Source organism: Vibrio sp. HI00D65, assembly GCF_001635455.1.
Classification (GTDB): domain Bacteria; phylum Pseudomonadota; class Gammaproteobacteria; order Enterobacterales; family Vibrionaceae; genus Vibrio.
In genome coordinates, this window is the sequence record NZ_LWEH01000123.1 from 61,695 (window position 1) to 83,174 (window position 21,480).

Below are 21,480 nucleotides of genomic sequence, written 5' to 3' on the forward strand. Positions count from 1 at the left end.
GAGGCAGAAATATTTATTGCTTGTGGAGAAACAACAGTGATCAGAACCTTTGCAGAACTCGATCTAAACCAAGAGCTGCTTAAAGCAATTGACGAAATGGGCTACGAACGCCCAACACAGATACAAGCTGAAGCAATCCCACAAGCGTTAGATGGAAGAGACGTTTTGGCATCTGCGCCAACAGGTACAGGTAAAACAGCATCATTCGTACTGCCAGCACTTCAGTACCTTCAGGATTTCCCTCGTAAGAAAGCGGGCCCTGCTCGTATGCTTATCCTGACGCCAACGCGTGAGCTAGCAATGCAGATCACTGACCAAGCTCGTGAGCTTGCGAAATACACTGCACTGAACATCTTCACCATCACAGGTGGTGTGATGTACCAAGAGCACGCAGACATTCTTGGCACTACCCAAGACATCGTTGTTGCGACTCCAGGCCGCCTAATGGAATACATCGAAGCTGAGCGCTTTGATTGTCGTGCAATTGAATGGCTGATCCTAGATGAAGCAGATCGCATGCTAGACATGGGCTTTGGTCCTGTTGTTGATCGTCTATCTGCAGAGTGTCGCTGGCGTAAGCAAACTTTACTTTTCTCAGCAACGCTAGAAGGTAAAGGTGTTGAAGGTTTCACTGAAGACCTACTGAACAACCCAGCAGAGATCGATGCAAAATCATCACTACGTGAACGTAAAAAGATCACTCAGTGGTACCATCGTGCAGACACAGCAGAGCATAAACTCGAGCTGCTAAAACACATCATTACTAAAGAAGCTGAGCGTAGTATCGTCTTCTTAAAGACTCGTGAGCGTTTAGGTGACCTGCGCGCGCTACTAGAGAGCGCTCAGATTCCATGTGCTTGGATTCAAGGCGAGATGCCCCAAGACCGTCGTAACAATGCGATTGCTCGTTTCCGTGATGGCACTGTAAACGTGCTGTTAGCAACTGACGTAGCAGCTCGTGGTATCGACCTTCCAGATGTAAGCCACGTAATTAACTACGACATGCCACGCACTGCTGATGTTTACCTACACCGAATTGGCCGTACGGCTCGTGCAGGTAAAAAAGGTAATGCGGTTTCTCTAATCGAAGCACACGATCAATTAATGATTGAACGCGTTGCTCGTTACACCAAAGAAGCAATCAAAGAGCGCTTCGTTGAAGGAATGCGCCCAACGCACAAGAAAGCCGCTGTAACGAAGAAAAAGAAACCAAAGAAAGAAGATAAGAAAGCATTAGAGAAGCAGAAGCTCGCGAAGAAGAAAAAAATCGCGAAGAAAAAGAAAGCTGCAAAGAAAAAGTAATCTGCTGACTTGCTAACTTCTGAATGATTCAACAAAAAGCCCCATGCAGCGAACTGCATGGGGCTTTTCTATATCTAGTTGGTATCTAGCGTAAACTTGTACCTTGAATAAACAACGTCTAGTTTTGCTCTTCACGCTTGAAGACTAGCTCTTTCGCGTTCGATTCTTCTTCTACGAAGTAGTAACCCGCGGTATCAAACTTAGTAAGCGCTTCAATTGAGTCCACTTTGTTCTCAATGATGTAGCGAGCCATCATGCCACGCGCCTTTTTCGCGTAGAAACTGATCACCTTGTATTGACCATTCTTGCAGTCTTTGAATACTGGTGTAATCACTTGGCCATCCAAGTTCTTTGGTTTTACCGCTTTGAAGTACTCGTTAGATGCTAGGTTGATCAGCACATTGTCGCCTTGAGCGTTCAACGCTTCATTCAGCTTGTCTGTGATGATATTGCCCCAGAACTGGTACAAGTTAGTACCGCGAGCATTCGCTAAACGCGTGCCCATTTCTAGACGGTAAGGTTGCATCAAATCAAGTGGCTTTAGTAAGCCGTAAAGACCAGAAAGCATACGCAGGTGGTTCTGTGCGTAGTCAAAATCTTCATCCGACAGTGTTTCAGCGTCTAGGCCTGTGTATACATCACCTTTGAAGGCAAGGATGGCTTGACGTGCATTCTCTTGGGTAAAAGTTTCGCTCCACTGCTCAAAGCGCGCTACGTTCAACCCTGCGATCTTATCGCTCACTTTCATCAATGCAGAGACATCTACTGGTGTCAGCTTGCGGCACTCTTCAATCAGTTCAGCAGAGTGTTCAACAAACTCAGGCTGACTAAAGCGTTCTGTCGCTAATGGTGATTCGTAATCAAGTGTTTTGGCTGGAGACACGACAACTAACATAACTTTACCCTAATCGGTTATCTAACTGGATGCTGCTAGAGTATAGAAAAAACATCAACTTGTCTTTATGAGTCTTCCTATTACTTTGATAGATGATTCTAACCACCCACTTTCAATCATCAAAAGTCGCTGAGAATGGAAACGCAGGCAAAGAAAAAGGCTAAGGTCGAGACCTTAGCCTTTGCAATCGTTTAAGATGAGCGCTTTATCGCTCCAACAAGATTACTTCTTGTTGTTGTCCCAAATACCATCTTCCAGTTGAGACTTAAGCTCAGGGAAATCATTTGCATCAAATGTCGGTACTTTACCCGCGTCAAGTTGGCGGTTGTAGTCCTTCGCTAGCTTAATAACGATACCTGACAGCAAGATAATCGCCACCAAGTTAACAATCGCCATTAGACCCATCGATACGTCAGCCAGTGCCCATACCGTAGGTAGCGTTGCAAGAGAACCAAACATAACCATACCCAGTACAATAATACGGAATAGCACTAGACCTTTCTTATTGTTGTGCTCTAGGAAAATCAGGTTCGTTTCAGCGTACGAGTAGTTTGCAATGATTGAAGTGAAAGCGAAGAAGAAAATCGCTACCGCTACAAAGATGCCGCCCCAAGAGCCCACTTGTGCTGTTAGTGCGCGTTGAGTCAGCTCGATACCTGTTACTTCACCGTGTGGTACATACTCACCAGACATCAGGATGATTGCTACTGTTGCAGAACAGATAACGATCGTATCCATGAATACACCTAGCATTTGTACATAACCTTGTGATGCTGGGTGCGGTGGGTAAGGCGTAGCAGAAGCTGCTGCGTTTGGCGCAGAACCCATACCCGCTTCGTTCGAGAACAGACCACGTTTGATACCGTTAATCATCGCTTGTGCAATTGCGTAACCTAGACCACCCGCAGCCGCTTCTTGCAGGCCGAATGCACTCTTGAAGATAAGAGCGATCACTTCAGGTACTCTCTCAATGTTCGCAAACATGATGAACAGCGCAATAGCAAGGTAAGCCAATGCCATGATTGGAACAATGATTTCTGCTGTACGTGCGATCTTCCTGATACCACCGAAGATAACGAATGCAGAGATAATTACGATACCAACACCTGTGTAGCTGCGTTCAAAGTCAAACGCTGTATTCATTGCACTTGCGATTGCGTTCGCTTGAACCGCGTTGAATACAAGACCGAATGCGATGATTAGGAAGATAGAGAATAGAACCCCCATCCAACGCATGCCTAGGCCTTTCTCCATGTAGTATGCAGGGCCACCACGGTAGTTACCGTCGTTATCGCGTGTTTTGTATAGCTGTGCTAGCGTACTTTCTGCAAAAGATGTTGCCATACCTAGCATTGCAATTAGCCACATCCAGAAGATAGCACCAGGGCCACCAGCGGTAAGTGCTACAGCAACACCAGCCATGTTACCCGTACCAACACGAGCAGCAAGACTAGTACAAAGAGCTTGGAAAGAAGAGATACCAGCACTGTCTGCTTTGCGGCTGTTCTTTAGAACAGAGAACATGTGGCCGAAATGGCGGAATTGAATAAAGCCTAGTCGTACGGTGAAGTAGATACCCACACCAACCAGTAAATAAACTAAGATAGATCCCCAAAGGAGATCGTTCATCAAATTGATTAAGTCTGTCACGTGAACCTCGTAATTGAGTTTAAGCACCGATCATGCTTCCAAGCCTTCCTCTAGATCACCTATGCCAGTGTCAATAGTTGTATCGGCATTAGTTTTATATTTATTTGTTACGATCTAGATTGTAAATGTCGCTTCATGCATCCATTTTACGTATCGGTGTATTTTTGACGGGCGGATAATGCAGCGAGATGATCTAAAAATCAATATGCAAATTAATTTATATAAAAATGACATTTCACTAATATCACACCTTTTGTTAACAAAACCTTCAACAATCCAGCCCAATAAAAGTCACATTATCGGGACATCCTATCAACATCCACAGTCGCCCTACCTCGACAAGAACGACATCCCATAAAAATGACTCCAGCCTAGGTTTTACAAGGTATAGTGAAGTTCTGCGTTTTTTCTAGGACGATAAGTGACTCTCCAGTAAAGCGTAATATGCAGTTGAATGCATCGTCGATAAAGTGCTATTCCTTTCGCACAATGAATTAACATTCAACAACCTGTAATTTAATCGTTTACTTCAGTTTGTTTGCTCACTTTTTACACATAAAAATCACCACAATGTGTGAGCATGCATAAAAAATGAGAACAAAACCTTCATGGATTTGAAACAAATGAGAAACAAATCAAGGTTATTGTGAACCTAATTATGATATTTAATAGTTCGTAAGAACTAGTCCCACGGAAGGAGATATGGCTTATGGATAACTTTCAATTCGATGAAATATCAGAACTAGAAATGCCACGTTCAACTCAGAAAACACGCTCTAAACCACTCAAGCGTAAGTGGCGTGAAATTGAGGCAATCAATGACCGTAGACAGCTTGAGAAAGAGCTACGAGAGATGAACCTAGGACTTGATTTCAGCCTTGACGATATAAAGCTTTAATCGGCACGATAAGAAAACAGATAGCAAAAGGCACCTATGAAGGTGCCTTTTTTATTTCATCAAGTGACGTTTCAACCTTCAAACCCCTTTATATACCTTTAATAAAGGGACCCCTCTACTACAAAGAGAGCGATATCGAGGTGCTAAACACATTCTTGCTCATTTTGTCGCACGCGATCAGCGAGTTGACGATACTGGTCAGCAATCGTATCTCCAAACACAGGATCATCTTCTGGCTGAAGCCATTGCGATTCAACTTTTTGCCAATCCTTCACCGTAAATGCTTGCACGATCATTGGTAGTATCTGCTTCTCTTCATACTCCATGTGTTTCCGTTGCGCTTTCACAAAGGATTCAAGCAGGTCGATAAAGACCTGTTGCGGTACCACCGCATCTTGGAGAATCATATCGACAACACCCAGAAAATCGACCGTTTTCTCCGATAACAACTGGTGTTCTGACTCCAAGTCCTCAATCGCTGGATCACTGCCATATTGCTTTAGGTAGTAGCGATAAATGACGTCTTCTTTAGGGTGATGAACTTTGTCTGAATGGTTCATCAAGTAATGAACCACCTCAGCGATCAGGCTATAGTTTATCTCTTGCTCCTGCTTTAGCAGCTCTAACTTATTGTTGAGTATTGCGAGTAACCGAGCCATATAGCCATGCTCTCGTCTTATCCTTTCAATCATCATAGTATGGCACTCCATTACACCCACTATTTATAAGTGTATATGAAGATACCGAGTTATGATTTGACCCTGCTCAGAAAACAACCAAGCTACATTTCTGCTGGTAGGCGCCAGTCGACAGGTTGCTGCTCCATAGAAGATAGCAGTTTATTAGCCGTTGAAAAATGCTGACAGCCAAAGAAACCTCGACGTGCTGATAGTGGCGAAGGGTGAGGCGCGGCTAACACATGGTGCTTCTGGACATCAATTGCTTGTCCCTTCTTCTGGGCATGTGCACCCCATAATAAGAAAATGATCGGCTCAGAGCGCTGGTTTAGTTCAGCAATCATCGCATCGGTAAAAGTTTCCCAGCCACATTTTGCATGTGAGTGTGCTTGTGCCTCTTCTACAGTCAAAACAGTGTTCAACATCAACACCCCTTGTGATGCCCAAGCTTCAAGGTAACCATGGTTAGGTGCTTCAAAACCTTCGATATCTTGTGCCAGTTCTTTGTACATGTTGCGCAGAGAAGGCGGGATTTTAACGCCGGGCAATACAGAGAAAGCCAAGCCGTGTGCTTGATGAGCACCGTGATAAGGGTCTTGTCCTAGGATAACGACTCGCACAGATTCAAAGGGCGTCATATCGAAAGCGCTAAATACCTGCTCCTGAGGTGGGTAGATGGTTTTCCCACTATTACGTTGCTGTTCGACATAAGCGAGAACACTTTGAAAGTACTCTTTTTCACGCTCGTCATTAATAATGGATTCCCAAGTCTTTGGTGCGCTCATCGTTTTACTTCCCAATAATCAAGATCTCTAGACAAAAAATAGCTGTATCGGCTAACTGTCCTAAATAAGGATCTAGTTATACCTCATACAGCTATCAATAAACATGATGTGCTGGCTTCATTTGTTGATGAATCATAATAATCAGCTCAAGTTGTGTTGATCTCGATTAACCACTTTTTTGTTGAGTGCGATGATGACCATGACTATGAATATGACGATTTGGCGCAGGTAAGCGAGCTGCAGCATGGGTAGTTGGAGACGTTCTTGGGGTAGGAGTTTTAGAATACATAATGGCACCCTCCTCTATAAAACAGTGAACTACATATTCACCTAATCGCTATGAAAGAAAGATGCCAGTTTCGATAAAACGGAGAAGATTAATTTTCCCCTCTATTATTACGCTTCGCTATTCTCAACCGTTGCTGCGTGGTGAAACATTCTAAGCTTTTGAATTTCCTCTTTCCAAATCGTTGAATCAATCGTTTCTAAGATAAGAGGGATACCATTAAAGCGAGAATCTGAGGCAACATACTCGAAACAATCCCAGCCAATTTCACCTTTTCCTAAAGAATGGTGTCTATCAACTCGGCTCGCGAACTCAGCCTTTGAATCATTGATGTGCATTGCTCTTAGATAGTGCATACCCACGATACGGTCAAATTCAGCGAAAGTGTGTTCACACGCTTCTTTTGTTCTTAGGTCATAACCCGCAGTAAAGGTATGACAAGTATCTAAACACACACCAACACGTGACTTATCTTCTACTTGCTCGATGATCTCTGCTAGGTGCTCAAACTTCCAACCCAAGTTAGTACCTTGGCCTGATGTATTCTCAATCACCGCAATCACATCTGGAACAGCTTGATGAGCGAGGTTGATCGACTCAGCGATCTTAGCCAAGCATTCACTTTCTGAGATTTTCTTTAAATGACTCCCAGGATGAAAATTTAGTAGTGTTAGACCAAGCTGATTACAACGCTCCATTTCGTCAATAAAGGCAGCGCGCGATTTCTCTAGCTTTTCTTCTTCTGGTGCGCCGAGGTTAATCAAGTAGGAGTCGTGAGGAAGAATGTGCTCCGCTGAAAAACCTAACATCTTACAGCTGGCTTTGAAGGCGCTAATGGTTTTAGCTTCTAACGGCTTTGCTGCCCACTGCCTCTGGTTTTTAGTAAACAGTGCGAATGCATTAGCACCTATCTCTCGAGCTCTCATTGGAGCCTGATCAACACCACCAGCGGCCGACACATGAGCGCCAATAAACTTAATATTTGTTTTAGGTTTTGACGATGAAATTTTGTTTGTCATTAAATCACTTCACACTTTCAGAATACATCATAAATAAAGGGCCCTATCGGTTACTGCTCAATAAAAGTGCAACAAATGTGGTAAAATTACAACAAATATAACCGTCAAATATTTTTTATAGTTTAAAATATTTTGTAATCACATTGTTTTCAAGGGCTTTATTGATTCACCTCAAAATAACTACCTTTTTAGGAGTATGGTTTTTGGTTGTTTTTTGACTTAAGTCAATATTAACCCATCAAATATTAGGTATATATTATCCAGCTCAATAAAAATCGAAAGTTAACACCATAATCAAACCACATTCAGTGGACTAGGAGATAGTTATGATCCAAGGTATTCAAATTACTAAAGCTGCAAACGACGACCTACTAAACTCAATCTGGCTACTAGACAGCGAAAAGAATGAAGCTCGTTGTGTTGCAGCTACTGCTGGTTTCGAAGCTGACCAAGTTATCCCGGCTGCAGACCTAGGTGAGTACGAGAGCCGTGAAGTTGCTATCGAAGCAGCACCACGTATCGAAGGTGGCCAACACCTAAACGTTAACGTTCTTAAGCGTGAAACACTAGAAGACGCAGTTGCTCACCCAGAGAACTACCCACAGCTAACTATCCGTGTATCGGGTTACGCTGTACGTTTCAACTCTCTAACAACTGAACAGCAGCGTGACGTTATCGCACGTACGTTCACTGAGTCTCTATAATCTCAGAAACTAGAGTGTTAAAGATTTAAAAAGCTTGGTCAGAAATGACCAAGCTTTTTTCGTTTTTATGCTGCTCACATTTGCCGATAGAACGGTTAGGGCGCATTTCGTTGAGAAGGATCTCTAGTGAAGGCTTTTGCTAACGTCGTTGGATCCACCTTATCTCTCTGTAACGCTGCACCTTGTGCCCACCACATCAACTGATGAAAGGTTCGGTTCATGTATTCATCCCATTGAGCTTGCTCTGACTCTTTGGCAACACAACCCTCTTCATCAAAGACCTCTTGTGCTTTAGATAGATGAATCATCGCAGAAACCGGTAAACAACCGAGTTCAGATAAGAAGGTACGCATCGAAACCGATGCTCTTGCCCCGCCCCACTGCCCCGCAGAATACGTCACAATCGCACTCGGCTTATACGAAAATAGCGAGCTACCAAAATGATTAAGAATCTTGGCCAATGCTGGGCTCATTGAATGATTGTATTCAGGGCTTACCATCACGTAGCCATCAGCTTTGGCAATCTTGTCCGCTAACTCAGCAAGGTGTGCAGGTACTTTGGAACGATGGTAAGAAAATTCAGGTTTAAACACCTCGCCAAAGTCGTAATCCAGTGGATCGATGATTTCAACCGTATGCTCAGAGTGTTTATTCGTTAGGAGTTTTGCACACGCCTTACTGACTCTCATTCCTAATCGAGCAGGTCTTGGCGGTGTACTCTCACGTACAGAGCCAAGGAAAATCAAAAAATTCATACTATCCTTCTCCGTTGAGCTTGGATTAAATCTGCTAACCAGATAAACCATTTAACCTTAAGAGATGACCTAAATAAAGTTAACTTCATAAACTATCGGGCAATAAAAAAGGTGAATGATTGCTCATTCACCTTTTTTGTTATGGTCTAAATTCTACTGCTTATATCTATAACACATTACGCTGGTTGGACACGACGAAGTACTGCTTTTAGCGCTTCAAAATCGTTATCTAAATCTTCAGACAATAGCTCCATCGCCGCGTGTTTTGCTAGCGGGCCCGGTAATTCAATATCTGAACCTAGGATATCATCGACCACTTCTTTGAACTTAGCAGGGTGGGCTGTACATAGGAACAAGCCTGTTTCACCTTCTTGCAACTGTTCATCCAATAGACGGTAAGCGATAGCACCATGTGGCTCACAAAGGTAACCTTGCGCTTTAAGGTCACGTACTGATTCAGCACTCTGCTCGTCAGACACTTTACCTTTGCCCAGAGTATCCAAGCCCCAACCTTTCAGTTGGCAAAGCTCTTCGATACGAGGCCAGTTGTTTGGCTGGCTCACATCCATCGCGTTCGATGTTGTCGCAACGGTTGGCTTTGGATTCCATTCACCGGTTTCTAGGTAGCGTGGAACCGTGTCATTTTCGTTGGTAGCGGCAATGAAACGCTTCACTGGTAAGCCAAGCGCTTTCGCCAAAAGACCAGCCGTTAAGTTACCGAAGTTACCACTTGGTACAGAGATAACCAGGTTTTCACGCTGCTCTTTGGTTAGCTGAGAAGCTGCTTCAAAGTAGTAACAGATCTGAGCCATCAAGCGGCTGATGTTGATAGAGTTTGCTGAGTTAAGACCAATTTCTTCACGCAGTGCTGCGTCATCAAATGCATCTTTTACTAGCGCCTGACACGCGTCAAAATCGCCATCAATCGCTACCGTGTGGATGTTCTTACCCAGCGTACAGAATAGTTTTTCTTGTAGCGGGCTGATCTTGCCTTTTGGGTAAAGAATCACAACGTTGATGTCTTCCATGCCGTAGAAAGCATGCGCAACTGCTGCACCAGTATCACCTGATGTTGCTGTCAAAATAGTGATTTGACCACCATCTGAAACCGCCGCTAGAGATTGCGCCATGAAGCGGCCACCAAAATCTTTAAACGCCAGTGTTGGACCATGGAAAAGTTCAAGTGCGTAAACACCACCTTTTACTTGGTTGATTGGTGCAGGGAATTGGAACGCTGCATCCACCATTTGATCGATCTGCTCTTTCGGTAGTTCATCACCGATAAGCGCCGACAAAATCTTTGAGCTACGAGGGACAAAATCCTCTGCTAGCAGCGCATCGATATCATCAAACTTTGGCAGTTCAGATGGGAAAAATAGACCTTGATTGCGACCTAAGCCTTGACGAACGGCTTGGCCAAAAGAGACTTGTTCATCATTTTCTTTGATGTTGTACAGTTTCATAACTCACTTCCTGTAACGATCGAACCTTGCTTATCTAGGCGACAAACGTGAACGAATCCTTCTTCATTTTGTACGTAATTTTGTTCTAACCAGCGTGCAACACGCTCGGCGACATCTTGTTCTTTGCAAATGCTAAATAGAGTTGGGCCGCTACCGGAAATACCAGTAGCCAATGCACCAGCCGACAACGCATATTTACGTGCGTCAGCAAACCCTGGAAGCAGTTTCTCACGATATGGTTCAGCGATCACGTCTTTGATCATCTTCGCTGCCAGCTCAGGTTGGCCTGAGTGACACGCGTGGATAAAGCCCGCTAAATGGCGACCATGTGCAATGATATCTTGGCGACGGTACTGAGACGGTAAGATCTCTCGCGCTTCTGCTGTTGAAACCTTAATGCCCGGGTAAGCCATTACCCAATACCAGTCATCAAAACATGGGACTTCTTGGCTAATGATGCCTAGCTCTTCAAGCATCAATTGCACACCACCTAGGTAGCAAGGTGCTACGTTATCGTAGTGCACGCCGCCTGAAATTTTACCTTCCATTTCACCCATTAAGGCAAGCAGTTCAGTTTCATCCAGTGGCTGACCATGAAAACGGTTTAGCGCATCAAGCGCCGCTACGATTGAACATGCACTTGAACCTAAGCCGGAACCGATAGGCATATTCTTTTCTAGTGTCATTTCCAGTGGCTTAAGCGCAACGCCTTTCTTATCTAGCTCTCTAGAGAACACCACCCAACAGTCGTAGACGATATTTTCCTTCGCTTCAGCAGGCAGCTTAGAAACAAAGCTGCCTGCTGTTTTAAGTGAGAATGGTTCATCACCTGCTTGAACCATAACTCGGTCACCCAGCAGTGTGCCATCCACTGGAGACACGGCGGCCCCCAGTACATCAAAGCCTACACTGACGTTACCGATTGATGCAGGAGCATAAACGACAACATCCATTTCACTTGAACTCATTCCTAAACTCCTAATTTCCAACCAAGAGTACGCATCACATCAGAGAATACGCCTGCTGCTGTTACTTCAGTACCGGCACCGTAGCCGCGAAGAACAAGTGGGATTGGTTGGTAGTAACGGCTGTAGAATGCTAGAGCGTTCTCGCCATCTTTAATCTTGAACATTGGGTCGTCGCCATCAACAGCTGCGATACGAACCTTACACTTACCTTCCGCGATTTCACCAACATAACGAAGTACTTTGCCTTCTTCTGCTGCGATAGCTGATTGCTCTTGGAAGTAAGCATCCGCTTCAGGTAAGCGAGCCATGAACTCTTCAACCGTACCTGAATCATCAAAACCTGGTGGTAGAGCTTGGTCGACTTCCACATCTTCAAGTTCAAGCGCCATGCCAGCTTCACGAGCTAGGATAAGCAGCTTACGCGCCACATCCATACCTGATAGATCATCACGTGGGTCAGGTTCAGTAAAACCATTCTCTTTAGCGATGTTCGTTGCTTGGCTCAGTGTCATGCCTTCATCAAGCTTACCGAAGATGTAAGAAAGAGAACCAGACAGAATACCGTTGAACTTCTCAAGTTCATCACCTGCAGAGATTAGGTTCTGTAGGTTTTCGATTACTGGCAGACCTGCGCCTACGGTTGTCTCATACATCAGCTTACGACGTGAGTTACGTGCAACTTCACGCAGCTGATGGTAGTAAGACATGCTTGCTGTGTTTGCTTTCTTGTTTGGTGTTACTACGTGGAATCCTGCTGCTAGGAAGTCAGCATACTGCGCTGCAATATCTTCACTAGACGTACAATCAACCAATACTGGGTTGATGATATGGTTGCGTTGAACAAGAGCCGCTAAGCGAGCTAGGCTGAACTCTTCGGTCGCGCTCGACATGCGATCACGCCACTGTTCTAGTGGTAGGCCTTCACTGTCTAGCAACAAGCCTTTGCTGTTGGCTAAACCACATACGCGGATCACGATGCCTTTTTCAGCCAGTTTGCCCTGCTGACGTTGGATCTGGTCAACAAGTTCACCACCAACACCGCCAACACCCACAACGAATACATCAAGGAAGTGCTTAGAGTTAAATAGGTTCTCGTGACACGCTTTGATTGCTTCTGAAATTTTATCTTCAGGGATAACAGCAGAGATAGCGCGCTCAGATGAGCCTTGTGCAATCGCCACAATGTTAACGTTCACTTCAGCTAAAGAAGAGAAGAACTGAGAAGCAACGCCACGTGAAGTACGCATACCATCGCCCACCAGCGTCACGATAGCAACGTCGTCCATGAACTCAACTGGCTCTAACAGGCCATCTTTAAGTTCAAGTTCAAATGCTTCTGATAGCACTTGCTTAGCTTTTAACTTGTCAGCCGATTCGATACAGAAGCTGATGCTGTATTCAGAGGACGACTGAGTAATAAGAACAATAGAAACACCAGCTGAAGACATTGCACCGAATACTCGGCTCGCCATACCTACCATGCCTTTCATGCCAGGGCCAGATACGTTAACCATCGTTAGGTCACTTAGTGTCGTAATACCTTTGATCGCTAGGTTATCTTCACCAGTGTCTTGACCAATAAGTGTGCCCGCACCTTGAGGGTTAAAGCTGTTTTTGATCAGACAGGGAATATGGAATTGTGCGATAGGCGCAATGGTTTTAGGGTGTAGAACCGAAGCACCGAAGTAAGAAAGCTCCATCGCTTCTTGGTAACTTAAAGACTTAAGTAGACGAGCATCGTCAACTAAGCGCGGGTCACAGTTGTAAACGCCATCGACATCAGTCCAAATTTCACAGCAATCAGCACGTAGACACGCCGCTAACACAGCCGCTGAGTAGTCAGAGCCATTACGACCAAGCGTGACTAACTCGCCTTTCTCATTACCAGCAGTAAAGCCAGGCATGATGTTAACGTGGCCTTTCGGAAGTGGAGACTGTTGGAAGTTCTGAGTAGAGACATCCACATCGACCATAGCTTCTAGGTGATCACCTTTAGCATATAGGTATTGAACAGAGTCAATCAGGCTGGCCGGTTGGCCTTTCGCTTCCAATACCGCTTTCATTAACTGGATAGAGATTCGCTCACCTTTACTGATGATGCGAGCATTGACGTGATTCGGACACATACCAAGTAGGTTAATGCCATTCACGAACTGCTTTAACTGAGTAAGAGAGGTATCGACCTGCTCTTGAAACGCTGAACCATCAATAGAAGGCACAACCGCTTTGATCTCTGCAAACAGAGTATTAAATGAAGATTCGATCTCTGTAATTTGTGCTTCAGCTTCACCATTTTTCAGTGCAGCTTCGATAACAGCGACCAACTTATTGGTTGTTTTTCCTGGAGCCGATAGTACAACGGCTAGCTCTTCTTGCTGGGCATTATTAGCGATGATATCAGCCGCTCGTAAAAAACGATCTGCATCAGCTAATGATGAACCTCCAAACTTTAAAACGCGCATCCCTTTCTCCATGAGTCATAAAAATGGTACAAAAAAAAAGGCCTGTATCTTGTTGGATACAGGCCTTTTTTTTAAAATCCGTTACTTAGCAGCCTGCCCCAACAATGTTAATGTCGGTAATAATAATGGTTGTGGTCATTACTAGGTGGCTTAAGTGCTGCATATCAAATTCTCTGCTTGTGCTTTACTCTACGTTTATCAATTTTTACCACTAGACGTCAATGAAAAGTTGCGTTTTTTTACATTCGAAGCGTTTTTCAGAGCAAACCGTCATTTCAGTGATAAAACATCCATTGTGCACCGATAATTCGAAGATACAGTTTGATTAACGAACAAAGAAGCAACCAATTTCATATAGGTTCATAACAAAATGCTATATCGATTGTTCAGCAAGCATACAAGAACTGTGCTTTAATTGAACGATAACGTTCAAAAACAATAATAAATAACATCAGGAGTGGGAAGTGAAAAGATTACTTATTCTTTCAGCATTTGCTATGCCTGTTGTTTGTTCAGCGAATAGCTTGCCCTTATTACCTAGTCAGATTGATCGTTCAGCACACAAATTCTTTATCTCATCCCAAAATGCGTCCAACGAGAATTTCGATACGTGGAAAGTCGACAGTGGCTACGCCTATAGCTTGTTTGGCGATGTGGATCTGTATGTCGGTACGCGGATCAACAGTGCATCATTGAAACACGAAAATGGATTCTTGAGCGGTGTCAGTTACCAGTTCTCAGAAAGGATCTCTTTCAACAGTTCTCTTCATACCTATAAAGATGAAACTGAAGAGAATGAGCAGTCTGTCGCAGCTGAAGTATCGAGCCGAGTACAACTAACAGACAACTTGGATTTGCATGCCACCCTTGATTACGAAGAGTGGCAGCAAGGTGTCGAAGTAGGGTTAGGATTTCGCTTCTAACCTAATAAGCTTGATATAGGTAAATAAACTAAGATTCAAGCAACAGCTCAGATGAAATTAACACACCATTCCAATCTGCATAGATGTAATCACCAGGCTGAATCAATTGATTGTGCACTGTCAATGTCACATTCACTTGTCCCACACCGCGCTTCTCTGTTTTGAATGGTGATGCACCTAGCGCCTGAACACCCAAGTCCATTTGCGACATCATGCCCACATCACGCACAGCGCCGTTAACAATCACGCCCTCCCAACCATTTTCTATAGCAAGAATAGCGAGTTGATCGCCAAGTAGCGCTTTTTGACACGAGCCATTTCCGTCGACAACCAACACTTTACCGTTGCCGTCGGTATCTAATACCTCACGAACCTTGGAATTATCGTGATAACAACGAACTGTTACAATTTTTCCCCAGAACGCACCACGTTGTCCGAAGTTCTGCAAAGGTAGGTCAAGTAAGGTGACTTTGCTTTCAAACTCATCGCATAAGTCAGGTGTTATATCGTGCATATATCCTCCATGAGTAAGGCAGACCTGTAAATCAGGCGATCCCCTATGCTTTATATTGTTATTAAAAATTATTCCTTTGTTTTCATTGTTCTATGCTCAACCTAATACTGAATTAGGCTTGATTGAACATATTTATCTACTAGAATCTAAAGACAGCTTTCGGCTTCCTTGGTTCATAATCAGTTCGTTAGCAGGTGAGATGTGGTCACCATCTCGAATAATCATTCTTGTTCTCCTGCTAAATAATCACCATACCACTGGTTAAGTTGTAGCCATACTATTAAAGTTTGTTGCGATACGGCGATTGATGTAAATCAACAAAGTGAATGGAATTAACATTCTCACGTTGTTAGCATGCTGTTAACATTATAGAATCCGTTGCAATCACTAAAAGAATGATTGAAAGGCGTACTGGATCTACGTTGTTGGGCAATACTTCAAGGAAGGCAGATAGCTGGAAGTAAGTGTTTTTTTGAAAACTTTAAGTTATCATCAAAAATACATTACCTGTATGTTATGTTTTTGCCTAGAATTTATTCTATTAGCACAGTTTCGTCACAAATTTAGGTACCGCCAAATGCAAACCCCGCAGATTCTTATCGTTGAAGATGAGCAAGTAACTCGTAACACTCTAAAGAGTATTTTTGAAGCAGAGGGATATGCTGTTTTTGAGGCTAGCGACGGTGAAGAGATGCACCAAGTGCTATCTGACAACCAAGTTAACCTTGTAATTATGGACATCAACCTTCCAGGTAAGAATGGCCTACTACTTGCGCGTGAACTACGTGAGCAAGCAAATGTAGCGCTTATGTTCTTAACTGGTCGTGATAATGAAGTTGATAAGATCCTAGGCCTAGAAATCGGCGCTGATGATTACATCACTAAGCCTTTCAATCCTCGTGAACTGACTATCCGCGCACGCAACCTTCTTAACCGTTCAATGAGCACAAGCTCTGTTCAAGAAGAGAAGCGCAGCGTTGAGAAGTACGAGTTCAACGGTTGGGTACTAGATATCAACAGTCGTTCTCTGGTTAACCCAGACGGCGAAGGCTACAAGCTACCTCGTTCAGAGTTCCGTGCTCTACTTCACTTCTGTGAGAACCCAGGTAAGATCCAAACACGTGCAGACCTTCTTAAGAAGATGACAGGCCGTGAGCTTAAGCCACACGATCGTACTGTAGACGTAACAATCCGTCGTATTCGTAAGCACTTTGAATCTGTTTCTGGTACACCAGAAATCATCGCAACAATTCACGGTGAAGGCTACCGCTTCTGTGGTGACCTAGAAGACTAATTAGATTGGCGTTTCTAATCGTTTAGCACTGAGTGTTTTATTACAGTAGAAGCGCAATCAATAGTTATCAAAAAGGGAGAATGCCAACGCATTCTCCCTTTTTTGTAGTTCTGGATTGAATAAGGTTTAGTAAACCGTATCGACCTTAACGTCTTTCTCCACTAGCCACTTCACCGTTTCACCGTCTTTCAGTTCAACCGCAACATCAACCGGCTTTTCGCTGTCGATCTCTAGCTGCCATACAAACGCAACTTCCCACTGAGTCTCGCTGTGCGTTCTTAGCTCAAGATCGTCAGCCGTTACTAACAAGGTATCTGCACCTTGCTTAACGGTCACACTCTCCACAGCCAGCGTTGCCGGTAATTCTGAATCTGATTCTAGGTAAATAGCGCCATGCAGAGTCTTGTCTTGAGTCTCTCCGATGGTCGGCATCTTGTTGTGCCAAAGGTTGCTTTTCATTGTGACTGTCGCTGCAGATACTTCAACTTGGTTGTCCTGCTGCCACTCAACTTGTGGTGCAGCACAGCCCGCTAATGCCACTACGCATGCGGCGAATGCTAATTTTTTCATTATTCTTCTACCTTTGGTTTAACCAACTCTTTAAGACTTCAATATCATTCTGGTATTCGTTATTAATCTCATCGACCCAATCTGAAATATTTTCCCACCAAGCTGGTAGGTCTGGAGATTGAGCTTTCTGAGCCACTTGCTGGATGCGTTTCAAACCAATTGAACCTGCAGCACCTTTAATCTTATGAGCCTCAGAGACGATACTGGCTTGGTCTTTCGCGACCATGTTGGAGTTCAATATTTCCATATACTCCGGCATCATATCTTCAAACATCACGATGCTATCTAAAACCGGCTTCGATCCAACAATGTCAACGTAAGACTCTAGCATATCAATATCAAGCAAACTGGTATCAATAGAAGAAATCGTCGGCTTATTCTCGTTGACCTTTTCGGTCACTTCGGCTTCTTCAACAACCTCTGGTGTATCCTCAATGAGTTCGCTAATCACATCTTGAATCGCTCTCACGGATAGCGGTTTACTGATCGCCTCATCCATACCTTTCTGGAAGTACTCTTGCTTGTTGCTAAGTACATTTGCAGTCAATGCTACTAATGGCGGTAGTTGGCTGTATTTCTCACGGTAGTACTGAGCAATGTCGAAGCCTGTCATATCTGGTAGCTGGATATCCAACAATACCAAGTCATAATCTTCTGGGTTAAAGGCAATTTGCGCCTCTTTACCTGTCATCACCACAGTCACTTCATGACCTAAGCTTTCCAACAGCGAGCGCGCAACCGTGATATTGAGTTCGATATCTTCAACCATGAAGATCTTAAGGTTCGACTGTTTTCGAGGTGTCTTAATCAAGGCTTGAGTATCATGATTAACCGGCACACGAATCGAAACCGTAAAGGTACTACCAAAGCCTTCTTCACTGGTCACTTCAATGTCGCCATCCATCATGTTGATCAGCTGTTTAGAGACAGCAAGGCCGATACCGGTACCCACAGCATGCAAGTTATCGGTACCCGACTTCACCTGGTAGTACATCGCGAAAATCTTCTCAAGTTCGCTTTCAGGGATACCAATACCCGTATCTTCGACTTCCATGGTGATGTTGGCAAAGTCACCATCAATATCGGCACTGACAGTCATCACCACACCACCATCTTTGGTGAACTTCATTGCGTTGCTGACAAGATTCCATAGCACCTGTCTTAGACGAGTGCCGTCAACCTCAACAGCGACTGGAAGATCAGACAGTCGTTCTAAGTCGAACCTCAATCCTTTCTGTTCAGCCATTAGTGCGGAAATACTTTCGATCTCCACCACAAAGTCTTCAAAGTTGATTGGGGTTGGGAATAGCTCAAGCTTGCGACGGTCGAACTTATCCATATCGATAATATCGTTAAAGATATTACCCAGTGTTACCGCACTCACTTTGATGGTTTGCATCTGCTTACGCTGCTCTGTAGTCAATTGACTATCGAGCAACATACGGCTTAAACCAATAATGCCGTTAAGCGGTGTTCTTAACTCGTGGCTAATGGTAGAAATGAAAGTAGTCTTATCGCGGCTGGCTTTCTCGATAGACTCTTGGTGCTCTTTACGCTCGGTAATATCACGACCAAAGCCCACCAAACCAAGGTGGCGACCATCTTTGCTGTAGAAAGGGACCTTACGCAGTTCGAAGTAGCTCTTACGTCCATCTGGGTATTCAAGCCATTGATCGTAGGTCAGAGCCTGGTTATCAGCAAAAACTTTCTTGTCGGTTTCAACAACTTGCTGAGCGATTTCTTTACTGTAGACATCCCACGGCGTCAAACCCACCAAGTCTTTTTCAGCCTTTCCGGTAAGCTCTTCCACAGCTCGGTTACAACCCGAGAATACACCGTCTTCATTGCGGTAGTAAATAAGGTCTGGCGAGGCATCAATAAACGAGCGTAGCAACGCTGTTCGCTCTGCAAGTTCCAGCTGAGTCCGCTCACGCTGAAACACCTCATTTTCGAGGTCATGCATCGCTTCAGCACGCGCTTCTTCAGCTTTTTCACGCTCTTCAATTTCTTGATTGAGCTTCTCGATGTTGAGCTGAAGCTTATTATTCAACTCTTGATCGCGCTCTCGCATATCACCAAGCTTAGAGACTAACTTAGCTAAACGCTGACGAGACTCTTCAAGCTGATCAACCACTACAGAAAGGAAATAAACCGCCCAAGGTGTAATCACTAAACCAAAGAAAACAGAACGGACAATATCGATGTCATCAACATTGCCTTTAAGTGCGAGAGTAATGCCGACCTGTACAACAACGGCGAGGGCAACAAGCGCTAGGGCGAGTAAGATAGAAAAGCGGACAATCCCCAGTTTTACGAGTAGATCCACGTAATACTGGGCAAGATTTTTCATGGGTTTCATTTAGCGCTCCATGCGATAAGACTAGCAACATTCTACCCTGTTTGAAGATAGGAGGTAAGCTAGCTGCATCACATGCAGCAAGAGAGTTGGGTTATATTGTTTAAAACAGATAACCCTAGTAAGTAGTGGCTTAATCAGTAATAGATTGGCTTATCGGATCGATGATGGGTGCACGCTGGAACAGTTTCGGCCATCAGACTTAGCTTGATAAAGCGCACTGTCGGCTAAGGCTACCGCAGACTCCATCTCATCGTTAGGGGTAGGCACGTAGGAGATAATACCAATACTGACGGTAATGAACTCAGAAACGGTCGACTTTTCATGAACCAGCCCAAGCTTGAGCACTTCATCATGAATGCGTTGCGCCACCATTAGTGCGCCATCAGCAGTTGTGTTTGGCAAGATAAAGCCGAACTCTTCACCACCATAACGAGCCACACAATCAGACGAACGATTCAGTACCTGCTTAAAGGCTTGCGAAACCTGAATCAAAGCATCATCACCCTGTTGGTGACCATAAAAGTCGTTGTAGCCTTTAAAGAAGTCGATGTCACTAAGCATGATGGTTAACGGCAACTTCTCTCGCACATGGTAATGCCATAGTGTCGACAGCTGTTCATCAAAGCGGCGTCGGTTAGAAACCTGAGTCAAACTGTCCATAAAGCTGAGACGCTCAAGCTCCAAATTCGCCTCTTCGAGTTTCTGCTCTGCAAGGTAGCGTTCAGTGATATCACGAGCCATAATCAACACCCCGTTGGTGCTGGATGCAGGATCTCTAAATGGCGACTTCACCACGTCATACCAAGTGTATTCACCATCACTAGACATCACTTTATCGATATAGCGTAGTGATTTACCTTGATGAAGAACCTGGTGGTCGGTTTCAGAGGTTCGCACATACATACTGTTTGGCACCACATCTTGTAATCGCTTGCCAATCAAATCACTGACTTCAGAGATCCCTAGCGCAGTAACAAAAGGTTTATTACACGCTTGATAAACCATATTTTCATTAAAGATACCGATCGAATCAGGGCTAGCTTCCAAGATGTTTTGTAAGATAGTGTCTCTCTGCGCAAGTGCCACCTCGGTGTCTTTCCGCTTCTCCATTTCGCCACGCAGTTGTTGCTGCATGTCATGCCAATCGGTCACATCATGGCTAATAGAAAGTGTCCCTATGTTTTCCCCATCTTGAGAAAGTAAGACGCTTTGGTACGTTTCCAGTAGGCAGCTTTTACCATCTTGGTCGGTTGTCCATGAACGTTCACTAACGCGCCCTTTCAGTGCACTACCAGAAACACTCAAGGTGCCCTCTTCCGAGCGGCCATGCCAAAACTTTTTAAACGAGCGATTACTCGCGAGCAATTCACCCTTTTGATCTTTTACGTAGATCAGTTCAGACAAAGAGTCCAAAGCCGTTCGTGCGACGTTCAGTTCACGCAGCTCTTGGGACAACTCTTCATTAGTGTTCTTATAGGGAGATGCGTGAATCATCCACGACTTTTTGCTTCTAAAACGGATCTTACGCCCCACAAGATTGATCTTGAAAGATTCAAACTCAGACAGTGCCCACAACGAATTCTGCTCAAACGATCGAGAGTTGATATGGTTAGTAAGGTAATGGCGAAAGCTGTTCTCGCTCTCCACCGTTGGAAAACGAAAGTGAATACCAATCTGGCGGATACCAAGCAATTGCTTCGCTTGGCGGTTGGCGTACAAGATCTCCCCGGTTCGAACATCAACGAAAAAGAGAGGAGATGGCGTAGGGAGTAGCAGTTGTTCAATGTGCGACTGATAACGAGCATAAAGAAACCAGCAGATCAGGGCAAACAGCAATATGATAACGATATAAATACCGTAGCTATACACTCTATCCCACAACCAAGTCATTACCAGCTCCATCTACTCTCAATCTATTCCATAAAATCTATGAGGGAAATGTTACCACTATTTGTT

At 44.3% G+C, this 21,480-nt stretch carries 19 protein-coding genes, 1 pseudogene and 1 other annotated feature; of the genes and pseudogenes, 6 read left to right on the top strand and 14 right to left on the bottom strand.

The window, feature by feature from the left end; all coding sequences use genetic code 11:
* The first annotated feature begins 36 nt into the window (after positions 1-36).
* Positions 37-1,302: an ATP-dependent RNA helicase SrmB gene (gene srmB, locus A3712_RS10460; RefSeq protein ID WP_063523517.1), complete on the top strand. Its 1,266-nt coding sequence runs from the start codon at positions 37-39 to the stop codon at positions 1,300-1,302.
* Between the two features lie 118 nt (positions 1,303-1,420).
* Here the strand turns inward: srmB and yaaA are convergent, their stop codons facing one another.
* A complete protein-coding gene (yaaA, locus tag A3712_RS10465) occupies positions 1,421-2,197 on the bottom strand; it encodes a peroxide stress protein YaaA (protein ID WP_063523373.1) in 777 nt (258 codons plus the stop codon).
* A 222-nt stretch (positions 2,198-2,419) separates the two neighbouring features.
* Positions 2,420-3,847 carry an alanine/glycine:cation symporter family protein gene (locus A3712_RS10470; RefSeq protein WP_063523518.1) on the bottom strand — a complete coding sequence of 476 codons (1,428 nt, stop codon included), beginning with the start codon at positions 3,845-3,847 and terminating at the stop codon, positions 2,420-2,422.
* Between the two features lie 709 nt (positions 3,848-4,556).
* Between A3712_RS10470 and A3712_RS10475 the strand changes: the two genes are divergently transcribed.
* Positions 4,557-4,745: a DUF3545 family protein gene (locus A3712_RS10475; protein WP_063523374.1), complete on the top strand. Its 189-nt coding sequence runs from the start codon at positions 4,557-4,559 to the stop codon at positions 4,743-4,745.
* 143 nt (positions 4,746-4,888) lie between these two features.
* Here the strand turns inward: A3712_RS10475 and A3712_RS10480 are convergent, their stop codons facing one another.
* From A3712_RS10480 to nfo, 4 genes are all read right to left on the bottom strand, one after another.
* Positions 4,889-5,440 carry a hemerythrin domain-containing protein gene (locus A3712_RS10480; RefSeq protein ID WP_063523375.1) on the bottom strand — a complete coding sequence of 184 codons (552 nt, stop codon included), beginning with the start codon at positions 5,438-5,440 and terminating at the stop codon, positions 4,889-4,891.
* Positions 5,441-5,526: 86 nt separating this feature from the next.
* Positions 5,527-6,207 (bottom strand): uracil-DNA glycosylase, encoded by a 681-nt coding sequence (gene ung / locus A3712_RS10485; RefSeq protein WP_063523376.1) that lies wholly within the window; start codon positions 6,205-6,207, stop codon positions 5,527-5,529.
* 166 nt (positions 6,208-6,373) lie between these two features.
* Positions 6,374-6,496 (bottom strand): hypothetical protein, encoded by a 123-nt coding sequence (locus A3712_RS28620; RefSeq protein WP_269451418.1) that lies wholly within the window; start codon positions 6,494-6,496, stop codon positions 6,374-6,376.
* A 107-nt stretch (positions 6,497-6,603) separates the two neighbouring features.
* Positions 6,604-7,512: a deoxyribonuclease IV gene (nfo, locus tag A3712_RS10490; protein WP_063523377.1), complete on the bottom strand. Its 909-nt coding sequence runs from the start codon at positions 7,510-7,512 to the stop codon at positions 6,604-6,606.
* Between the two features lie 326 nt (positions 7,513-7,838).
* Between nfo and grcA the strand changes: the two genes are divergently transcribed.
* Positions 7,839-8,216 carry an autonomous glycyl radical cofactor GrcA gene (gene grcA / locus A3712_RS10495; protein ID WP_004739575.1) on the top strand — a complete coding sequence of 126 codons (378 nt, stop codon included), beginning with the start codon at positions 7,839-7,841 and terminating at the stop codon, positions 8,214-8,216.
* A gap of 95 nt (positions 8,217-8,311) precedes the next feature.
* Here grcA and A3712_RS10500 read toward each other — a convergent pair whose 3' ends face one another.
* From A3712_RS10500 to thrA, 4 genes are all read right to left on the bottom strand, one after another.
* Positions 8,312-8,971 (bottom strand): NADPH-dependent FMN reductase, encoded by a 660-nt coding sequence (locus A3712_RS10500; protein ID WP_063523378.1) that lies wholly within the window; start codon positions 8,969-8,971, stop codon positions 8,312-8,314.
* Positions 8,972-9,147: 176 nt separating this feature from the next.
* Positions 9,148-10,434, bottom strand: coding sequence for a threonine synthase (gene thrC, locus A3712_RS10505; RefSeq protein WP_063523379.1), 1,287 nt, complete (start codon positions 10,432-10,434; stop codon positions 9,148-9,150).
* Positions 10,431-11,387 carry a homoserine kinase gene (thrB, locus tag A3712_RS10510; protein WP_063523519.1) on the bottom strand — a complete coding sequence of 319 codons (957 nt, stop codon included), beginning with the start codon at positions 11,385-11,387 and terminating at the stop codon, positions 10,431-10,433. Before thrB ends, thrC begins: the two co-directional genes overlap by 4 nt.
* A gap of 17 nt (positions 11,388-11,404) precedes the next feature.
* Positions 11,405-13,864, bottom strand: coding sequence for a bifunctional aspartate kinase/homoserine dehydrogenase I (thrA, locus tag A3712_RS10515; protein WP_063523380.1), 2,460 nt, complete (start codon positions 13,862-13,864; stop codon positions 11,405-11,407).
* Between the two features lie 31 nt (positions 13,865-13,895).
* Positions 13,896-14,014: a sequence feature (Thr leader region), on the bottom strand.
* Between the two features lie 314 nt (positions 14,015-14,328).
* Between thrA and A3712_RS10520 the strand changes: the two genes are divergently transcribed.
* Positions 14,329-14,787, top strand: coding sequence for a hypothetical protein (locus tag A3712_RS10520; protein ID WP_063523381.1), 459 nt, complete (start codon positions 14,329-14,331; stop codon positions 14,785-14,787).
* Between the two features lie 28 nt (positions 14,788-14,815).
* Here the strand turns inward: A3712_RS10520 and A3712_RS10525 are convergent, their stop codons facing one another.
* Positions 14,816-15,301 (bottom strand): putative 4-hydroxy-4-methyl-2-oxoglutarate aldolase, encoded by a 486-nt coding sequence (locus A3712_RS10525; RefSeq protein ID WP_063523382.1) that lies wholly within the window; start codon positions 15,299-15,301, stop codon positions 14,816-14,818.
* Between the two features lie 52 nt (positions 15,302-15,353).
* Between A3712_RS10525 and A3712_RS28845 the strand changes: the two are divergent.
* A pseudogene (locus A3712_RS28845) lies at positions 15,354-15,503 on the top strand (ribonuclease activity regulator protein RraA); the annotation flags it as partial.
* 375 nt (positions 15,504-15,878) lie between these two features.
* Positions 15,879-16,595, top strand: a complete 717-nt coding sequence (gene arcA / locus A3712_RS10530) for a two-component system response regulator ArcA (RefSeq protein WP_063523383.1) — start codon at positions 15,879-15,881, stop codon at positions 16,593-16,595.
* Positions 16,596-16,721: 126 nt separating this feature from the next.
* On the opposite strand, the gene A3712_RS10535 is transcribed toward arcA, so the two are convergent.
* The 3 genes from A3712_RS10535 to A3712_RS10545 form a co-directional block, all read right to left on the bottom strand.
* On the bottom strand, positions 16,722-17,165 hold the full coding sequence (locus A3712_RS10535) for a hypothetical protein (protein WP_063523384.1): 444 nt from the start codon (positions 17,163-17,165) through the stop codon (positions 16,722-16,724).
* 7 nt (positions 17,166-17,172) lie between these two features.
* Entirely contained in the window at positions 17,173-19,524 is a 2,352-nt protein-coding gene (gene arcB / locus A3712_RS10540; protein WP_063523385.1) for an aerobic respiration two-component sensor histidine kinase ArcB, read from the bottom strand.
* A 150-nt stretch (positions 19,525-19,674) separates the two neighbouring features.
* Complete coding sequence (locus A3712_RS10545) at positions 19,675-21,426, bottom strand: sensor domain-containing diguanylate cyclase (protein WP_063523386.1); 1,752 nt, start codon at positions 21,424-21,426, stop codon at positions 19,675-19,677.
* Positions 21,427-21,480: the final 54 nt, after the last annotated feature.